The 17708-nt window shown below is 50.4% G+C and carries 12 protein-coding genes and 2 tRNA genes; 12 read left to right on the forward strand and 2 right to left on the reverse strand.

Annotation, left to right across the window (positions count from 1 at the left end; genetic code table 11):
- Positions 1-250 precede the first annotated feature (250 nt).
- From WKT20_RS15460 to WKT20_RS15505, 10 genes are all read left to right on the forward strand, one after another.
- Positions 251-1306, forward strand: a complete 1056-nt coding sequence (locus tag WKT20_RS15460) for an AAA family ATPase (RefSeq protein ID WP_340417664.1) — start codon at positions 251-253, stop codon at positions 1304-1306.
- Positions 1303-1956 (forward strand): DUF4276 family protein, encoded by a 654-nt coding sequence (locus WKT20_RS15465; protein ID WP_304237002.1) that lies wholly within the window; start codon positions 1303-1305, stop codon positions 1954-1956. Before WKT20_RS15460 ends, WKT20_RS15465 begins: the two co-directional genes overlap by 4 nt.
- Positions 1957-2024: 68 nt before the next feature.
- Positions 2025-2786: a 3-deoxy-manno-octulosonate cytidylyltransferase gene (gene kdsB, locus WKT20_RS15470; protein ID WP_117700869.1), complete on the forward strand. Its 762-nt coding sequence runs from the start codon at positions 2025-2027 to the stop codon at positions 2784-2786.
- On the forward strand, positions 2783-4075 hold the full coding sequence (locus WKT20_RS15475) for a M16 family metallopeptidase (protein ID WP_117700871.1): 1293 nt from the start codon (positions 2783-2785) through the stop codon (positions 4073-4075). Before kdsB ends, WKT20_RS15475 begins: the two co-directional genes overlap by 4 nt.
- Positions 4076-4176: 101 nt before the next feature.
- Positions 4177-5268 (forward strand): phosphatidylinositol-4-phosphate 5-kinase, encoded by a 1092-nt coding sequence (locus WKT20_RS15480; RefSeq protein WP_370859947.1) that lies wholly within the window; start codon positions 4177-4179, stop codon positions 5266-5268.
- Positions 5268-6050 (forward strand): inositol monophosphatase family protein, encoded by a 783-nt coding sequence (locus WKT20_RS15485; RefSeq protein WP_340417665.1) that lies wholly within the window; start codon positions 5268-5270, stop codon positions 6048-6050. Before WKT20_RS15480 ends, WKT20_RS15485 begins: the two co-directional genes overlap by 1 nt.
- A 73-nt stretch (positions 6051-6123) precedes the next feature.
- On the forward strand, positions 6124-6789 hold the full coding sequence (locus tag WKT20_RS15490) for a DUF2461 domain-containing protein (RefSeq protein ID WP_117747943.1): 666 nt from the start codon (positions 6124-6126) through the stop codon (positions 6787-6789).
- A gap of 28 nt (positions 6790-6817) precedes the next feature.
- Positions 6818-7261 carry a YhcH/YjgK/YiaL family protein gene (locus tag WKT20_RS15495; protein WP_117700880.1) on the forward strand — a complete coding sequence of 148 codons (444 nt, stop codon included), beginning with the start codon at positions 6818-6820 and terminating at the stop codon, positions 7259-7261.
- Between the two features lie 18 nt (positions 7262-7279).
- Entirely contained in the window at positions 7280-9292 is a 2013-nt protein-coding gene (locus tag WKT20_RS15500) for an alpha amylase C-terminal domain-containing protein (protein ID WP_340417666.1), read from the forward strand.
- Between the two features lie 11 nt (positions 9293-9303).
- Positions 9304-10455 carry a DUF6057 family protein gene (locus WKT20_RS15505; RefSeq protein ID WP_270653883.1) on the forward strand — a complete coding sequence of 384 codons (1152 nt, stop codon included), beginning with the start codon at positions 9304-9306 and terminating at the stop codon, positions 10453-10455.
- A gap of 218 nt (positions 10456-10673) precedes the next feature.
- Here WKT20_RS15505 and WKT20_RS15510 read toward each other — a convergent pair whose 3' ends face one another.
- Positions 10674-13547, reverse strand: a complete 2874-nt coding sequence (locus WKT20_RS15510; RefSeq protein WP_278613577.1) for a PD-(D/E)XK nuclease family protein — start codon at positions 13545-13547, stop codon at positions 10674-10676.
- 38 nt (positions 13548-13585) lie between these two features.
- Positions 13586-16813, reverse strand: a complete 3228-nt coding sequence (locus WKT20_RS15515; protein WP_340417667.1) for a UvrD-helicase domain-containing protein — start codon at positions 16811-16813, stop codon at positions 13586-13588.
- Between the two features lie 325 nt (positions 16814-17138).
- Between WKT20_RS15515 and WKT20_RS15520 the strand changes: the two genes are divergently transcribed.
- Positions 17139-17212 (forward strand) — tRNA-Arg (locus WKT20_RS15520).
- Between the two features lie 26 nt (positions 17213-17238).
- Positions 17239-17312, forward strand: a tRNA-Arg gene (locus WKT20_RS15525).
- The last annotated feature ends 396 nt before the right edge of the window (positions 17313-17708 follow it).

Genomic DNA, 17708 nt, shown 5'->3' on the forward strand with positions numbered 1-17708 from the left:
GTTTAAAAGGTATTCAAATACCGGCGAAGCCGGTCGAAATTTTTTAGAATATTGATAGGGTAGGGGAATACAGAACTGAACTGATTTGAGAGTAAACGACCTCAATTTAACTATGTAAAGATAGCAATTTTTGCTGATATTTGCAAGTGAATTTTCTGTTATTTTTAGCCTATAAATGCCTTGTTGAAACGGAATAAAGAGTGCTTTAAATTATACGTTTCGTTTTGTGAAATGAACTTTTCGTTTTGAAATGCGCGAACATTTCGATTTGCGGATTATAAATGTGTTAATCGGTTCAAACGGAGCTGGAAAAAGTAATTTCATTTCATTCTTTGAATTGACCAAGGCAATATATGAGCAACGCTTTGGCAGTTATACCTTGTCTAAAGGGGGGATTGATAACTTGCTGCGTCAGGGAAGAAGAGTATCGCCGTCTATCCAGGGATTGATTGATTTTGACAATACAAATGCTTTTTTCTTTGAGATTAAACCATCGCAATCGAACAAAGGCTATATTGAAAAAACGGGAGATTTTTTTAATAACTGTCATAAGCCGGGAAAGGATTACTCACAGTGGAACAGAACGATTTGGGATTCTGCCGTAGAAGAATCCTCTTTGAAGGATAATAAAAGATGGAGGGCTGCGTACTTGAGAAAGTATTTAGGTAGCTTTACAGTCTATCATTTTCACGATACCAGTGCCACTTCTCCCATGCGTGGGGATTGTCCGATTAACGACAACGAATATTTGCGTGATAACGGCTCCAACCTTGCCGCATATCTGTATTCATTGATGCTGAACGATGAAAAGACATTCCGCTTGATAGAGGGTGTGATACGTTCCATTGCTCCTTATTTCAAGGGCTTCAAGCTCCGTCCGGATGCCAACAACAAGGAAAGAATTCGTCTGGAATGGGAGGAGAGGGATACAGATATGTACCTCGATGGTTATAGCTTTTCGGACGGTACTTTACGTTTCATAGCCCTTACAACCTTACTGTTGCAGTCCAAGATGCCGGAAGTGATAATTATTGATGAACCTGAATTGGGCTTGCATCCGGCCGCTATCAATAAACTGGCCCAACTTGTCAAGCAGGCTTCGCTCAAGAGCCAGATTATTTTGTCTACTCAGTCCACCAATCTGGTCAATTGCTTTGAGGTGGAAGATATCATTGTAGTGGACAGGGCAGACAACCAATCGGTTTTTCGTCATCTGGAACGGGAAGAACTGGAAAAATGGATGGACGATTACGAATTGTCTCTCAGTGATTTGTGGGAGAAAAACATGATAGGAGGGCAGTTATGAAACGTGTGTATATTGTCGTCGAAGGGCAGACGGAGCAGGAGTTTGTCAACTCGGTCATTTCTCCCTATTTGCAAGAATTTGGTATATTGAGCGTTACGCCTGTCTTGGTTCGGACAAGCAGGACAGGACGGGGAGGAATGGTGAGCTATTCACATCTGGCAAACACGATCAGGCCTCTTCTGATGTCCGAAAAAAGCGATTATATCGTAACTACCTTTATTGACTTTTTCAGACTTCCCCACGACATGCCCCATTATGAGGACAGCATGAAGAAGGCGGACAAAATAGAGCAAATACGGTCGTTGGAAGCGGCAATCGATGAAGCTATAGACGACCGTCGTTTTTTCTCTTACATACAGTTGCACGAATTTGAGGCTTTGCTGTTTTCCAGTAACAAAGGTTTTGAGTACTATTTTTCGGAAGAACTCGCAGCAAAGACAGCTTCCATCATTTCATCCTACGACAATCCCGAAGACATCAATACCTCTCCTGAAGGGGCTCCCTCCAAAAGATTGCTGGCTATAAAGTCTGACTACAACAAAGTGCTGGAAGGAAACCTGATAGCATTGGAAATCGGGATAAAATCCATCTTGGAGAAATGTCCGCGGTTTGCGGAATGGATAAAGACAATCATTGAAAAATCTGAATAGCAAGTTCATTTTTCTGTTTGTCACTTTTTATTCGTACATTTGCGAAGCATAACCCAAATACAATAACCATGAAATTTATTGGAATTATTCCTGCAAGATATGCATCTACACGCTTCCCCGCCAAACCTTTGGCACTACTGGGAGGCAAACCCGTGATACAAAGAGTTTATGAACAAGTGGCCGGTGTGCTGGACGAAGCTTATGTGGCTACCGACGACGAACGCATCGAAGCGGCTGTAAAGGCCTTCGGTGGAAAGGTGGTAATGACGTCGGTCGACCATAAGAGCGGTACCGACCGTTGCTACGAGGCTTACTGCAAGGTGGGCAGCGGCTATGACGTGGTGGTGAACATTCAGGGTGATGAACCGTTTATCCAGCGTTCGCAGCTGGAAGCCGTAAAGGCTTGTTTTGACGATGCGTCAACACAGATTGCCACACTTGTGAAACCGTTTACGCCTGCCGACGGATTTGATGCGCTGGAAAACGTGAACTCGCCCAAGGTGGTGGTGAACAAGGAGATGAAGGCACTCTACTTCAGCCGTTCCATCATTCCTTACCAGCGTAACCGCGACAAGAAGGAGTGGCTGGCCGGACATACGTATTACAAACATATCGGACTTTATGCCTACCGCGCGCCGGTGCTGAAGGAGATTACATCTCTTCCGCAGTCGTCGCTCGAACTGGCCGAATCGCTGGAGCAGTTGCGCTGGCTGGAGAACGGCTATTCCATCAAGGTGGGTATCAGCGAAGTGGAGACCATTGGTATTGACACACCGCAGGATCTGGCACGGGCCGAAGAGTTTCTGCGTAATCAGCAGGAGGCACTATGACGCAGCTCGACCGTAGTGTGGCGCCTGCCATTCGTCAGCTGGAGCATTTTTCCATCTTGCAGCCGGAGTTGCACCGTATGAAGAACGGCATGCCGCTGTATGTGCTTTCGGCGGGAAACGAGGACGTGATTCGTTTCGACTTGCTGGTGCGGAGCGGACAGCTCGACCAGTCGCAGCCGCTTCAGGCTGTGTTTACCAACCGTATGCTGCGTGAGGGAACGGTGCGCATGACATCGGGCGAGATTGCCGAACGGCTGGATTATTACGGGGCGTGGCTCGACCTTTCTTCTTCTGTGAACTGTGGATTTGTGACGTTGTATACACTGACGAAACACCTTGACCGCACCATGGAGATTGTGGCCGGACTGGTGAAGGAGTCTGTGTTTCCGGAAGAGCAGTTCCGCATTATCTGCGACATCAACCGCCAGCAGTTTCTGGTGAACAACCAGCGGGTGGACGTACTGGCTCGCAAGCAGCTGAACCGTTCGCTCTTCGGTACTTCGCATCCGTTGGGACGCTATGCCGAACTGGAGGATTATGAACGCATTCAGGTGGAGGCGCTGAAGGATTTCTATCACCGCCATTATCATTCGGGCAACTGCTCCATGTACGTGTCGGGTAAGGTGACCCCCGAGGTGGTGCGCTGCATCGAACGTCACTGGGGAGAGGCGCCCTGGGGAAATTGTACGGCAGAGAAGGTGGAACGCACGTGGGACATCGTGAAGGATGCCCGCAAACGGGTTCACGTGGAGAAGGAGGATGCCTTGCAGAGTTCGCTCCGCATGGGTGGTTTCTCGCTCGACCGCAAGCATCCTGATTACCTGAAACTGCGTGTGCTGGTTACGCTGTTCGGAGGGTATTTCGGCAGTCGTCTGATGTCGAACATCCGTGAGGATAAGGGATATACCTACGGCATCGGGGCCGGACTGGTGTCTTATCCGGGCACGAGTCTGCTGGTGGTGAGTACGGAGGCGGCCAATGAATACATGGAGTCTGTCATCACGGAAGTGTATCATGAAATGGACCGTCTGCGTCAGGATAAGGTGCCGGCAGAAGAACTGGAGATGGTGCGCAACTACATGCTGGGCGATATGTGCCGTTCGTACGAGGGGGCATTCTCGCTTTCGGATGCCTGGATATTCATCGAAACGGCCGGATTGAAGCCCGACTTTTTTGATGCGTCGCTGGCTGCCATCCGTGAGGTGACGTCCGATGAACTGCTTTCGCTGGCTCAGCGCTATTTCTGCAAAGAAAACTTAATAGAGGTAGTGGCAGGTAAAAAAGTATAAACCTTCCGGCTCGTGCAAAAGTAAAAAGACTATTTTTGAGCGGAATTAAAAAAGAGACTAAGAACGTGAGAAAGAACAAACATACATTATTTTTATTTGCCTTGCTGGCATTCAGCTCGGTATCGGCTTCGGCCCAGTTGTCATTGGGATACTACCAGTTTAAGGATGGTTCGGAATATACCGGCGAACTGAAAGGACGCCGCCCGAACGGAAAGGGAAAGACGGTGTTCCGCAATGGCGACGTGTACGAAGGTGAATATGTGAAGGGTAAACGCCAGGGTGAAGGTACCTACACTTTCAGCGACGGAGAAAAGTACGTGGGAGAGTGGTACGAAGACCAGCAGCACGGCAAGGGAACGTATTATTTCATGAACAACAACCGTTACGACGGGATGTGGCACACTGACTACCAGGAGGGTGAGGGTACGATGACCTATTATAACGGGGACTTATATACTGGAACCTGGCATCATGACAAGCGCAACGGACAGGGTACTTATACCTGGAAAGGCGGAGCGGTCTACACCGGCGAATGGAAGAATGATCTGAAGAACGGGAAGGGCACCATGGTGTGGGACGACAAGTCGAAGTATGAAGGCGACTGGAAGGACGGCATGCGTCACGGAAAGGGTACTTTCTACTATACCAACGGAGACAAGTACGTGGGCGACTGGAAAGATGATGTGCAGGATGGAAAGGGTATCTATTATTTCCAGAATGGTGAACGCTACGAGGGGGATTATGCCAACGGTGAACGCACGGGAAGGGGTATCTATACGTATCCGAACGGCGACAAATACGTAGGTCATTTCCTGAACGGACAGCAGGAGGGACAAGGCACGTTCACCTGGGCCAACGGAGCGGTGTACGACGGGCAATGGTCGAAGAACCAGCGCTCGGGTACCGGAAAATACAAGTGGGCCAACGGTGATGAATACGAAGGTCAGTGGAAGAACAACCTGGCCGAGGGAGAAGGTGTGCTTCACATGGCTGACGGTTCTGTCTATACAGGTTCTTTTGTACGTGGAAAGGAAGAAGGAAAGGGTGTGCTGATTGAAAAGGACGGCACTCGCTTTGAGGGCTTCTTCAAGCAGGGAAAGAAAGACGGTTCATTCGTAGAGATGGATGCCAACGGGAATATTGTCCGGAAAGGGACTTTCAGATACGGACGTTTATTGGAGGAGAAAAAATAATGATGGAATTATCCGAACTGACTTTGAAGGTGCGTGAACTGGCTGTAGCCACGGGAGCTTTTATCCGTGAGGAGCGGAAGAAGTTCAGCCGTGAGCGGATTGAGAAGAAGCACGCACACGATTATGTGTCGTATGTCGACAAGGAATCGGAACGAAGAATAGTAGCCTGTCTGCGGGAGTTGCTTCCCGAGGCAGGTTTTATTGCTGAAGAGGGGAGCGGAACTCACACCGACGAGGAGTATTGTTGGCTGGTTGACCCGCTGGACGGTACGACCAACTTCATTCATAACCATGCACCTTATTGTGTGAGCATTGCCTTGCGTAACCGTGAGGAAATCTTGCTGGGAGTGGTTTATGAAGTGTGCCGCGACGAGTGTTTCTGGACTTGCAAGGGGGCGCCTGCTTATTGTAATGACCGACAGATTCGGGTGTCGCAGGTAGCTGTACCCGATGAGGCTTTTATGGCTTTCGGTCTTCCGTACGAAACGGAGGCTTACAAGCCGGTATTCAACCGCCTGATAGAAGGCTGCTACGGGCATGTGGCAGGCATTCGGGTGGTCGGTGCGGCGGCTGCCGAGATGTGTTACGTGGCCGACGGGCGTTTTGAAGCGCGTGCCGAAGCCTTCACTTGTCCGTGGGATGTGGCGGCAGGTATCTTGCTGGTACAGAATGCCGGAGGAAGGGTGACCGACTTTTCCGGGGGTGATTCATGCTATTCCGGTCGCGAAGTGGTGGCTTCCAACGGAAAGGTGCACGATTTTTTGTTGAATCTGCTGGGATAATGTAAAAAAATATCGTTTTATTCGACAGATAAGAATTAATTTCGTAAGTTTGTGTGACTCAAAAGTAAAGAATATGGATATACCGGGCATATTGGATTTCCTGAAAGTACTGGCGGCAAACAACAACCGGGAGTGGTTTCAGGAACATAAAGCGGAATATTTGAGTGTGCAGGCAGACTTCGAGGAGTTGCTGGCAGGGGTGATTGCCCGCCTTTCGCCATGGGATGAAAGTGTGGCGCACGTCCTTCCGCGTGACTGCACGTATCGCATCTACCGGGATGTCCGTTTTTCTTCCGACAAGTCTCCTTATAAGACCCACATCGGAGGGTATATCAATGCAAGGGGAAAGAAATCCAATCACTGTGGTTATTATCTTCATCTGGAACCGGGCAACTGTATGCTGGCCGGAGGAAGTTGGTGCATGCCTGCCGATATGTTGCGGGCGGTGCGTCAGTCGGTGTGCGACCGCATTGATGAGTATCGTGCCATTGTGGAAGATCCGGCTTTCAAGGAGTATTTCCCGGTGGTAGGCGAGTCGCATCTGAAGACGGTGCCCAAGGGATTTCCGAAGGATTTTCCTTATCCGCAGTACATCCGTTGCAAGGATTTTACGGTGGCCTGCCGGGTGGAAGATGAGTTCTTTTCCCGTCCGGACTTTATGGAACGGATTATCGACGTGTTTCGCCAGCTGAAACGCTTTGCCGATTTTACAAATGAAACGATAGATGAGTTTGAATAAAATATTAACGACTTAAAACTGAAAGAATATGGTTATTGACAAATTGGAAAATTTGGAAAAATATGTGTCACTGAATCCTTTGTTTGCAGAGGCTGTAGCTTTCCTGAAGGCAACTGACTTGCAGGCACACGAAGTGGGGAAGGTAGTGCTGAAGGAAGGTGAACTGATGGTGAATTTTGCAGATGCACGTCCGAAGACAAAGGAAGAAGCGCGTCTGGAAACACACAATGATTTCATCGACATCCAGATTCCATTGTCGGGGGTGGAAGTAATGGGCTATATGCCGCGTACGGATTTGCCTGAAGCTGTTTACAATGCAGAAAAAGATATTACCTTCTATGAAGGACTGGCTACTGACTACCTGACCGTAAAGCCGGGTATGTTTGCTATTTTCTTCCCGGAAGACGCACATGCACCGGGCGTAACTCCCGACGGAGTGAGAAAAGTGATTGTAAAAGTACGTGTCAAATAATTTCTAATTACTAATACTATGGACAAGGCATTGAATATCATAAAGAATGATCCGTGGCTGGAACCATATGCCGACGCTATCAACGGCCGTCATCAGCATGTGGTAGAAAAAGAAAAGGAACTGGTAGGAAAGAAGACATTGTCGGATTTTGCTACCGGACACATGTATTTCGGTTTGCACCGCACTGACAAGGGATGGACTTTCCGTGAATGGGCGCCGAATGCGACGGAAATCTACCTGGTGGGCGATTTCAACGACTGGCAGGAGAAGCCGGCTTTCCGCATGAAACGTGTGCGCAAGACGGGCAACTGGGAAATCAATCTGCCGGAAAAGGCCATGAAGCACGGCGACTTGTACAAGCTGAAAGTGTACTGGGAAGGTGGATGCGGTGAACGTATTCCGGCGTGGGCTACCCGCGTAGTGCAGGATGAACAGACCAGGATTTTCAGTGCACAGGTATGGAATCCGGAGAAACCGTATAAGTTCAAGAAAAAGACCTTTACGCCTAATGTGGCTCCGCTGATGATTTACGAATGCCACATCGGTATGGGACAGGATGCGGAAAAGGTTGGTACGTACAATGAATTCCGTGAGAATGTACTGCCGCGAATTGCGAAGGACGGATACAACTGTATTCAGATTATGGCCATTCAGGAACATCCTTATTACGGAAGTTTCGGCTATCATGTGTCCAGCTTCTTTGCTCCTTCTTCACGCTTCGGTACACCGGAAGAACTGAAACAGCTTATCGACACGGCACACCAGATGAACATTGCCGTGATTATGGATATCGTACACTCACACGCCGTGAAGAACGAGGTAGAAGGACTGGGCAACTTTGCCGGTGATCCTTGCCAGTATTTCTATCAGGGCGGACGTCGTGAACATCCGGCATGGGATTCGCTCTGCTTTGACTATGGCAAGAACGAGGTGATTCACTTCCTGTTGTCTAACTGTAAGTACTGGTTGGAAGAGTTTCATTTCGATGGTTTCCGTTTCGATGGGGTGACTTCTATGCTTTATTACAGTCACGGACTGGGTGAGGCTTTCTGCAACTATGGTGACTACTTCAACGGTCATCAGGATGACAATGCCATCTGTTACCTGACGCTGGCCAATCGGCTGATTCATGAAGTGAATCCGAAGGCCATTACCATTGCCGAGGAAGTATCGGGTATGCCGGGACTGGCTGCTCCGTTCGAAGACGGAGGTTACGGCTTCGATTACCGCATGGCCATGAACATTCCTGACTATTGGATTAAGATTATCAAGGAACGTCGCGATGAGGACTGGAAACCGTCCAGCCTGTTCTGGGAAGTGACTAACCGCCGCAAGGATGAAAAGACCATCTCTTACTGCGAAAGCCACGACCAGGCACTGGTGGGTGACAAGACCATCATCTTCCGCCTGATTGATGCCGACATGTACTGGCACTTCAAGATTGGCGACGAGAATGGAGTGGTGGAGCGAGGCATTGCCCTGCACAAGATGATTCGTCTGCTCACGGCTTCTACCATCAACGGAGGTTACCTGAACTTTATGGGTAATGAATTCGGTCATCCGGAATGGATTGACTTCCCGCGCGAAGGCAACGGATGGTCATACAAGTATGCACGCCGTCAGTGGAACCTGGTTGATAATCCGGATTTGTGCTATCATTACCTGGGCGACTTCGATGAGGCGATGGTCAAGCTGATTCGCAGTGTGAAGAACATCCAGAAATCGGATGTCATCGAGGTATGGCATAACGATGGTGACCAGATTCTGGCATACCGCCGCAAGGGTTTGGTGTTTGTGTTCAACTTCAACCCGACCCGTTCGTTTGCCGATTATGGCTTCCTCGTACCGAGAGGTGCCTACGACGTGGTTCTGAACACAGACAACAAGCAGTTTGGTGGGTTCGGCTTCTCAGACGACAGTCTCCGCCACTTCACCTGTGCCGACCCGCTTTATGCAAAAGACAAGAAAGAATGGCTGAAACTGTATGTGCCGGCCCGTTCTGCAGTTGTATTAAAACGAGTGAAAGATTGAATTGATATTGTATGAGTGATTACACAAATGCATTTTATAAGAAGACTGCACGCATCATGATTGCTGTATGCGGTCTTCTTTTTTCTCTGTTTAGTTTTGTATATCTTTATGTGTTCCAGCGCGATGTGCTGGAAGCTCTTCATTTCTCGCTGGCACATGGAAAGACTACCTTTGCTCCGATGGCCAGCGCGCTGGTCATTACGCTGATTCTGCTGTTGCTGCGCTGGGGAGTAAACAGTCTGCTTGGGCTGAAGGGAAGGGTACGTGCCCTGGCGTATGTGCCGTCCTTTCTGGTGCTTTGTGCCCTGACGGATGTAGGGCGTGGAGTGTATATCTCCGACTACCATACTCCGTGGACCTGGCTGTTGCCTTTACTGGTGTTGCTGTTTGTGGGAATCGGTTACTGGTTGCGTGGAGTTTTTCGCGTACAGCTGAATCACGAAGGAAGTCTCTGGGGACTGGTCAACAGTAATCTGGCTATCTTGTTGGGGTTGTGTCTGCTGACAGTGTGTGTGGGTAGTACCAACCGGCAGTTTCATCATGAGCTGGAGGCGGAACATTACCTGCGAGCCGGGGAGTATGACAAGGTGCTACGTGTAGGAGAAAAATCATTGGAGGCCAGCCGTACGCTGACCGCCTATCGTGCCGTGGCCTTGTCGCACTTGGGAAAGATGGGCGACAAGCTGTTTGCTTATCCGCAGTATTACCGTTCCGACGGGTTGTTCTTTGAAACGGATTCTCTGCACACGCTCCGTTATACGAACGATTCCATTTATTACCTGCTGGGAGCACGTCCTTATGAGGGAGAAGACCGCATGGTATTCCTGCGGAACATCTGCTACAAGGGAACGGGAAAATATACCTCGCTGGATTATTACCTTTCTGCCTTGCTGCTTGAAAAGAAACTGGACAGTTTCGCACAGGCCGTTCCCGATTTCTATTTGCCGGAAGATACCTTGCCGCGTTATTACCGGGAAGCTCTGACGCTGTATCATGTTCAGCGGAATGATACTGTATCTTTGCGTGCAGACAGTCTGACTTTAGATCGTTTCAAGGCTTACCAGACCTTGCAGCAGAAAGAGGGTTCTCCGCTGGAAGAACGCAACCGTATGCGTCGCGAGTTTGGCGATACCTACTGGTGGTACTATGATTATCAGGAATAAAAAACATTTGTGTAGAGATAAAAAATTAAGAGAGGCTGCCGGGGAAATGCAGCCTCTCTTATTTTTTAAAGAACAAACGCTTTTGCCCTTACAGCTGATATTTTCACAAATACCAATACTGTTCTTATCTATTACTATGAAAAACATCTTTATAACATCCGGTTCACTTGGGTTGTTCAGAGAAAAATGTAGTTTTAACACTTGTTTTGATTCTGTTTCTATCGTTTACATATTTCCTTGAAATCACAATAAGTGCACCGGTCTTCTTCTTCCGTCTGACTGAAACTCAGGTCGGGATTGAAAATCTCTTCCAGGAGTGCCTGCAGGCGGGTTCTGAACTCTTCTTCCAGCAATGAAAAGTCTTCCACGGGAGTAGTTTTGTTATACGATTCCTTGAGCTGGACGACGGGCGAGTAATCTTCTGCCGCAGCTCGGTGAATGTAGAGCAGGGCAGGAGCTACCTTCCGGTCATCATTTCGTTCACGCAGTTTCCGGCATACGATGGCGGCATACAGGAAAGTCTGGAACACGTAATTGGAACGTTTGGGGCCGGGTGTGAACAACGATTCTACGCTGGGCGGGGTGTCGGCCTTGCCTCCCGTTTTGTAGTCCACAATGCGGAGTACGTTGTCCTTGCTGTCCATGCGGTCGATAATTCCCCCCATGCGCGAGCGGATGGCTCCCTTGGGCGTCTGTATCTCTACGTCCTCCATGACCCGTTGTTCGGAGCCCACGAAGGTAAAGGGAGCGTGGCGCAGGTCGTTGCGAAGCAGTTGCTGAATGTAGCGCAGAATCACGGCGGAATTGATGAGCTGTACCCCGTTGTATTCCGGACGCTCGTCGGCAGGGAGGTGGAAGAACAGTTCCTTGAACCCGTTGTCCACGTAATTCTGTAGTTTCACTTCTTCCTGGAGCAGGGCTTCCAAGGTGTCTTTGCTGATGACTTTTCCGTGTGCCGTGAGCTCCTTGTAGATGTGTTCGGCAGCGTAGTGGAAGATGCTTCCGAATTTGGCCGAGTCGATTTCCGCACTCACCTCTTCGGGGGCTGCCAGTCCTGCTACGTACTTATAGTAAAACTTCAGCGGACAGTCCAGGTAGCAGTTCAGGGCTGACGGGGAAAGAAGGGCTTTCGGATTTACCCGCACGTCGAACACGCTCTGCATCCGTTTCATGATGTCGGGCGACTTGGGGATACAGATGGGTGAGGAAGCAATGGGCGACTGTTCTGCCTCCAGTTGTTTCCGCTGTACGGGATAGCCCCACTCAATCAGCAGCTGGAGCATGAAGCGCGACATCTCTCCCCGGTTCATGCCGTCGCTCACCGTGTTGTAGAGTAACGTAGCCTTCTCTGCCCGTTGCAGCAGGCGGTAGAAATAGTAGGCATAGACTGCAATCTTGTGGTCGATGGTTGTCATACCGAACGCCTTGCGCAGGTTATAGGGGATGAACGAAGCATCACCGCCTGCCTTAGGCAACTGGCCTTCGTTGACCGACAGCAGAATGACGTGGCGGAAATCCAGGTTACGTGTTTCCAGTACTCCCATCACCTGCATACCGATGGCCGGCTCTCCGTGGAAAGGAATGCTGGCTGTCGACATGACGCGTACCAGCAGGCGGTGGAAAGTGGCAGGTTGTACCTCCAGATCCTTGCTTTCAAGCAGGGCATGGAAGCGGTTGACCATGGTGAAGCTTTTGAACAAGGCTTCGCGATAGAGCTGGTCGAGGGCATCGCTGGTGGAAGCTGCCTGCTTGCGATACAGCTGCGCCACCTGCTTCAAGATATCGGCCAGCCGCTTGCACAACTCCAGGTTGTGGCTGCACGGTTTGAACAGCAGCGACAAGGCCTCGTCCCGTTCCAGTTCCGAGGGCAGGGGATAGAAGCGGTTCTTCTCCGTCAGTTCCTTTTCCAGCGGAGCGGCTTCTCCGGAAAGCAGTTGCGTGTACGGATGCTTCAGCACGCTGATGACTTCGGCAAACTGGTAGCGTCCGCTGCGGGAATTGTAGCCCGCAATGTGCAGTTCCAGCAACGTCTTTACGAAGCTGTAGGCCGGTGTCTGCGAGAGCGGGAAACCCATGGTGATGTTGATGTGGCGCACGTTGTCCGGCAGTGAGTGAAGTACAGGTTGCAGCATGGCCTCGTTGCAGAGCACCACGGCCGTTTCCTTTTCGTTCTCCGTCAGGTTCTCCCGAATCCATTGCGGCAGGTAACGTGCCTGTCCGTTCTCCGTAGGAGATTCGATGAAGGTAATTTTCTTCGGATGGTTCAGGTGGTCGAACAGGGAAGGCGGCAATTCCGAGGGGAAATTCTTCAGGTTGCGGCGGATAAACTCGCCTGCCTCGTGCGGATGCTTGTTCAGGTAGAAGGTATCGTAGTCCCAGTAGAACAGGGCCTTTCCTGCCTCGTGCAACTTGCTGAACAGGGTTTGTTCCACCTTATTCAGCACGTTGAATCCCACGAACACATATTTGTCGTAGGGAAACTGCTGTACGTCCATAGTCTCTGTCACCTCGCGGTAGAGCATTCCTTCGTAGGCGATGCCCTGCTCGCGGAGCAATTCCTTGTATTGCGTATAGATGTCGCCCAGCACGTCCCACAATGAGATGAAACGTCGCTTCAGTTCCGTGACCTGCTCGATGGAGAAATTACGGAAAAACTGACTTAATGCTTCCTTCTGTCCTTCCTCCAGGAAGTCATATTCGCCCGTCAGCTTGTTCAGGTCCTTCAGGTTGCTGAACAGCGCCTTGGTGTCGGCCATGTTCTTGTCAGCATCGTCAAAGTCGCTGATGAGCATCTCGCCCCAGAAGTAGAATTCGTCCAGGGTTTCCTTGCTGCCCGTTATTTCACGGAACACCTTGTAGAGATCGCACACTAATTTGATGGAATCGCCCGTCACCCATTGCGACGACTGGCGGAACAGCTCACTGATGCTCACGTAGGCCGGCGACCACACCGGGCGGTCGGATTCCTGTGCCAGGTATTCATTGAAAAAGAGGCTGGCACGTTTGTTCGGGAAAACCACAGCCACCTTCGTGAAGTCTCCGTTCATCTTCCGGTACAAATCGGCGGCCACCTGCTTCAAAAAAGTTTCCATATATTGCATTGTCGAAATATCGTTGTGAAAAAATAAACTCAGGCCGGAAGTGTCACTTCTTCCAGCTCATTGGCAAACACATACCAGAGGAATCCCCGGATGTGGGTGTAGCCCATCAGCGTGAGCAAGTCCATGTACTCCTGCACCTGCGCGCGGTAAGCCTCGTTCTTTTTTCCGAACTTGAAGTCCACCACAACCACCTGCCCGTCTTTCCGCATCACGCGGTCGGGGCGGCGTGTCTGCATCTGTCCCTCTTCGTCGGTGTAGACAATGGCACATTCGTTGTAAAGCTCCCACGTGCCGCTGAACCAGTCCTTCACGGCCGGATGCTGCAAGGCCCAGTGCGCCAGTCCCTGAATCTGCTGTTTCTGTTCCTCCGATTCGAACACCCCTTCGAAGCTCAGCCGTTCCAGTGCCGAAGGAAGGTCGTCTGCCTTTTCGATGTGGGCAAACACCTGGTGCAGCAACTGCCCTTGACGGATGTACTGTCCGCGATTGTCCTCCGTGTCGTCACCTTGAATGAAGTCGGCCGAACGGTTTGACTGCTTGAATTCGATGTGTGTCTCGATGCTTTCCATCTTCACGGGCACTCCCTCGCGGGGCGATGACAGCCGGTTGGATTTGCCTGCTTTCTTCTCATCGTGCGCCGTGCAGAGTTCCCCGTATTCGCCCACTGCATCGTCTTCCGGATTCTCTTGTGCCAGCGGCAGTTCCACCTCCTGCATGAGGGGCAGACTGTCGTACAACAGTTCTGAAACCGTTCCCTTCTGTCCCGCTTTGGCGAAAATAATCAGGTTCTTGCAGGCGCGTGTAAACGCTACGTAAAGCAGGTTCAGGTTGTCCACCCAGAGCTGTAATTTCTCTTCCAGGTAATCGTCGTGATACACCGATTCCGCCATGGCACCAGAATAGTTCACCGGTACGATGTCCAGGCGGTTGAACGGTGGAATGTCGGTTTCCTTTCCCGTACCTGCCACGCTACACCATATCAGGTGATTGTTCGTTTCGTTCTCCATCTTCCAATCGCAGAATGGCAACAGTACCGTGTGATATTCCAGTCCCTTCGACTTGTGGATGGACAAGATGCGGATGCCGTCAATCTCGCCCGAAGGGATGGTCTTCGCGTTCAGCTTCTCGTCCCAGAAACGGATGAAAGCCGTCAGCTCCGATGAGTTGTTCTGCATGTATTCTGTCACCGCATCATAGAAAGCACAGAGATACGCATCCTGCTTCTCGATAAGCTGCATGTCGAACAGCACAAACAACTTCTCCAGCAGTTCGTACAGCGGCATGAAACGGAGTTCGTTTGCCTGCAACTGGAAGGCTGCCGGCAGGTAACGGGACGGGTCGTCGAGCAGCACTGTGTTGAGGCTGATGTCCTTGTGCAATACCCCTTGCTGATAAGCCACCGCCAGCCGCGCCAATGCGATGCGGTCGTCGGGCGAAGAAAGATACCGCAGTCCGTCGATGAGCATGCTCACTGCCAGCGATGCACTCAGCCGGAACGCCTCGTCGGATACGATGCGGTAGGGGGTATGTTCGTCGAAGTAAGCGGCAATGTCGGGGATGCTCCGGTTCTTTCGCACCAGAATGGCCATCTCGTTGAGGCGGATACCCTCTGCCGTAAGGCGTTCCACTTCCTCGGCCAGCTGCTTCAAGGTCGCTTCCGTGTAAGGCCGCTCCTTGGAATCCTGCAGAAAGGTCACCTTTACGAATCCCTTCTCCTCCTTCTTGGCACAACGCTGCCGCACATCGCTGTATGCCTGTTCCAGTTGGGCGCAAGGCGTGCCCTGTTCCTCCTGATAGCGTCGGTTCAGTGTCTGGCAGGCCGCCGTGAAAAACTCGTTGTTGAAGCGGATGATGCGTGCCTCACTTCGCCAGTTCGTGTCGAGCGCACATTCCTTGATGCGGAAACTCCGGTCATTGCCCAGTCCCGCCAGAATTTTCCAGTCGCCGCTTCGCCAGCGGTAGATGCTCTGCTTGATGTCGCCCACGATGAGGCTGCCTTCCTTCTGTGCCAGACTTTCCTGCAACAGCAGATGGAAGTTCTCCCACTGCATGCGCGAGGTATCCTGAAACTCGTCAATCATCACCGTATCGATGGTGGTACCGATTTTCTCGTAGACAAACGAAGCGTCTCCCTCCCTGATTAAGCTATGTAGCAAGGCATTGGTATCCGACAGCAGAAAACGGTTGTGCGCCTGGTTCTGCAAGCGTACCTCCTCGTCAATGTGCGCCAGCAAACGCAGGTTGTTCAGGTAACGCAGCGAAAGGTCGCACGAGTTGAGCAGCAAGTTGTTCTGCGGACGACGGTTTTCCGCTTCCGCTAACAAGGGTATCAGTTCCGAAGCAGCCAGCGAACGGATTTCATCGCGGTGGGCCGACGTTTTGGTCGTCCAGTTTTCCTCGCTCTCCAGACACTTCTCCAGGGTGGCATTGCGGATGTCATCGCTCAGTTTCCCGTTGGCTAGCTTGTTGAAATAACTGCCGATGCCCCGTGAGCCGTTCTTCAGGTCGGTCGGAGTCAGTCCGTGCATTTCGAGCAAGCCCGTAAACTGTTCGCTGAATCCCTTCATGAATTCCAGCACCTCCTCACGGATACTTTTCAGCTCATCCCGGTAGGAAGGAATAAAGTTCGGGTCGGCCAGTTTCCGGCGCAGTCCTTCTCCCTTCTCGATGTAGCTCTCGTCGAAAATATTCTGTCCGAATCCCTTGATGTCCTTCGACACATCCCAGCGGCGGTCGTTCACGATACGTTCCTCGATGTACTCCAGCAGCCAGTAGAGCACCGGTGAGCGCCGGTCCAGCTTCTCAATCATGGCATCCACCGCATCGCTCAACACCTCCGTATTGTTCAGTTCGATAGACAAGTTGGCCCCTAACTCCAGTTCCCGCGCCAAGTTGCGCATCACCGACTGGAAAAACGAGTCGATGGTCTCGATGCGGAAACGGCTGTAGTCATGAATGATGTGCCGTAATGCTTCGCGTGCCGATTCCCGGATTTCCTCGACCGATTTGGTCGATGTCTTCTGAATCTCCTTCAGGTAGCCTTCCGAACCTTCGTCGGCCGTAGCGATGCCGTAAAGCTGTTCCAGGATACGCTCCTTCATTTCCGCCGTCGCCTTGTTAGTGAATGTCACAGCCAGAATCCTGCGGTAGGCATACGGGTCTTCAATCAGTTGTCTTATATAATGTACCGCCAGTGTAAAGGTCTTGCCGGAGCCGGCAGAAGCCTTGTAGACTAAAAGCTGGGGATGCTGTTCCATGTGTGATGTCGTTTTTAGGGTTTTCGTTACACAAACTTACGGAATTTTCGCGGAAAAACCGCAGGAAACGGCTGATTAGTGAGGGGAGAGCCGTGGCAGACGTATCCGGAAATCATTCTGTGATATGCAGGAAACGCCTTTAGGCTCTCTTTGTTTCCTCGTGCGGAACCGTATGTTTCCCGTCCGGAAAACGTAGGGTTCTGCACCGGAAAACCTATGGTTTGCGTGCGGAAAACATAAAAAACCGTTTGTCGGTTTGCATAAAACCGCCGAATAATTTGTGTAATTCAAAATAAAAGCCTACTTTTGCACCGCAATTAAGGATGGTTCCGTAGCTCAGCTGGATAGAGCAACGCCCTTCTAAGGCGTGGGTCCTGCGTTCGAATCGCAGCGGAATCACTGAAAGCTTTACAAATTACAAGGATGGTTCCGTAGCTCAGCTGGATAGAGCAACGCCCTTCTAAGGCGTGGGTCCTGCGTTCGAATCGCAGCGGAATCACGGAAAATAAGAGAAAATCAAGCGGTGAAAATATCGTTGGTTTTCTCTTTTTCTTTTATAAATGTTTGTAAGTTTATAAAAAATGCATATATTTGCACCCCAATAAAACTACCGACCTTGTTTTTACAGACACAAACAGAACGAGCTTAAGCTAAACTACAGAAAAAAATCACTTCGTTAGGCCGATAATAAGCGAGCCTGAATATCATTATTTAAAAGGGTAGAGAAAGAAAAGCGTTCTTCTAAAATCGAAGAATACAACTGACAAGAAGGCCAGATGCGGCCCGCAGACTGTTTTTTACAGTTCAGGGAAGTACCTGTGCAGGAATGTTACACCCATTTTTTAACAAAAGCCAAACTAGACTTTTTTTAACCGGTACCTGAGGAGGGGAATTC

The sequence above is a fragment of the Phocaeicola sp. ICN-14070 genome, from assembly GCF_037892625.1.
Taxonomy (GTDB): Bacteria; Bacteroidota; Bacteroidia; order Bacteroidales; family Bacteroidaceae; genus Phocaeicola; species Phocaeicola plebeius.

Bases quoted from the DNA above. Each gene is read 5' to 3' on its own strand.
- WKT20_RS15500 (WP_340417666.1), top strand. From the start codon at position 7,280: ATGGACAAGGCATTGAATATCATAAAGAATGATCCGTGGCTGGAACCA.
- WKT20_RS15460 (WP_340417664.1), top strand. From the start codon at position 251: ATGCGCGAACATTTCGATTTGCGGATTATAAATGTGTTAATCGGTTCA.
- WKT20_RS15515 (WP_340417667.1), bottom strand. From the start codon at position 16,813: ATGGAACAGCATCCCCAGCTTTTAGTCTACAAGGCTTCTGCCGGCTCC.
- WKT20_RS15475 (WP_117700871.1), top strand. From the start codon at position 2,783: ATGACGCAGCTCGACCGTAGTGTGGCGCCTGCCATTCGTCAGCTGGAG.
- WKT20_RS15510 (WP_278613577.1), bottom strand. From the start codon at position 13,547: ATGGAAACTTTTTTGAAGCAGGTGGCCGCCGATTTGTACCGGAAGATG.
- WKT20_RS15495 (WP_117700880.1), top strand. From the start codon at position 6,818: ATGGTTATTGACAAATTGGAAAATTTGGAAAAATATGTGTCACTGAAT.
- WKT20_RS15485 (WP_340417665.1), top strand. From the start codon at position 5,268: ATGATGGAATTATCCGAACTGACTTTGAAGGTGCGTGAACTGGCTGTA.
- WKT20_RS15465 (WP_304237002.1), top strand. From the start codon at position 1,303: ATGAAACGTGTGTATATTGTCGTCGAAGGGCAGACGGAGCAGGAGTTT.
- WKT20_RS15490 (WP_117747943.1), top strand. From the start codon at position 6,124: ATGGATATACCGGGCATATTGGATTTCCTGAAAGTACTGGCGGCAAAC.
- kdsB (WP_117700869.1), top strand. From the start codon at position 2,025: ATGAAATTTATTGGAATTATTCCTGCAAGATATGCATCTACACGCTTC.
- WKT20_RS15505 (WP_270653883.1), top strand. From the start codon at position 9,304: ATGAGTGATTACACAAATGCATTTTATAAGAAGACTGCACGCATCATG.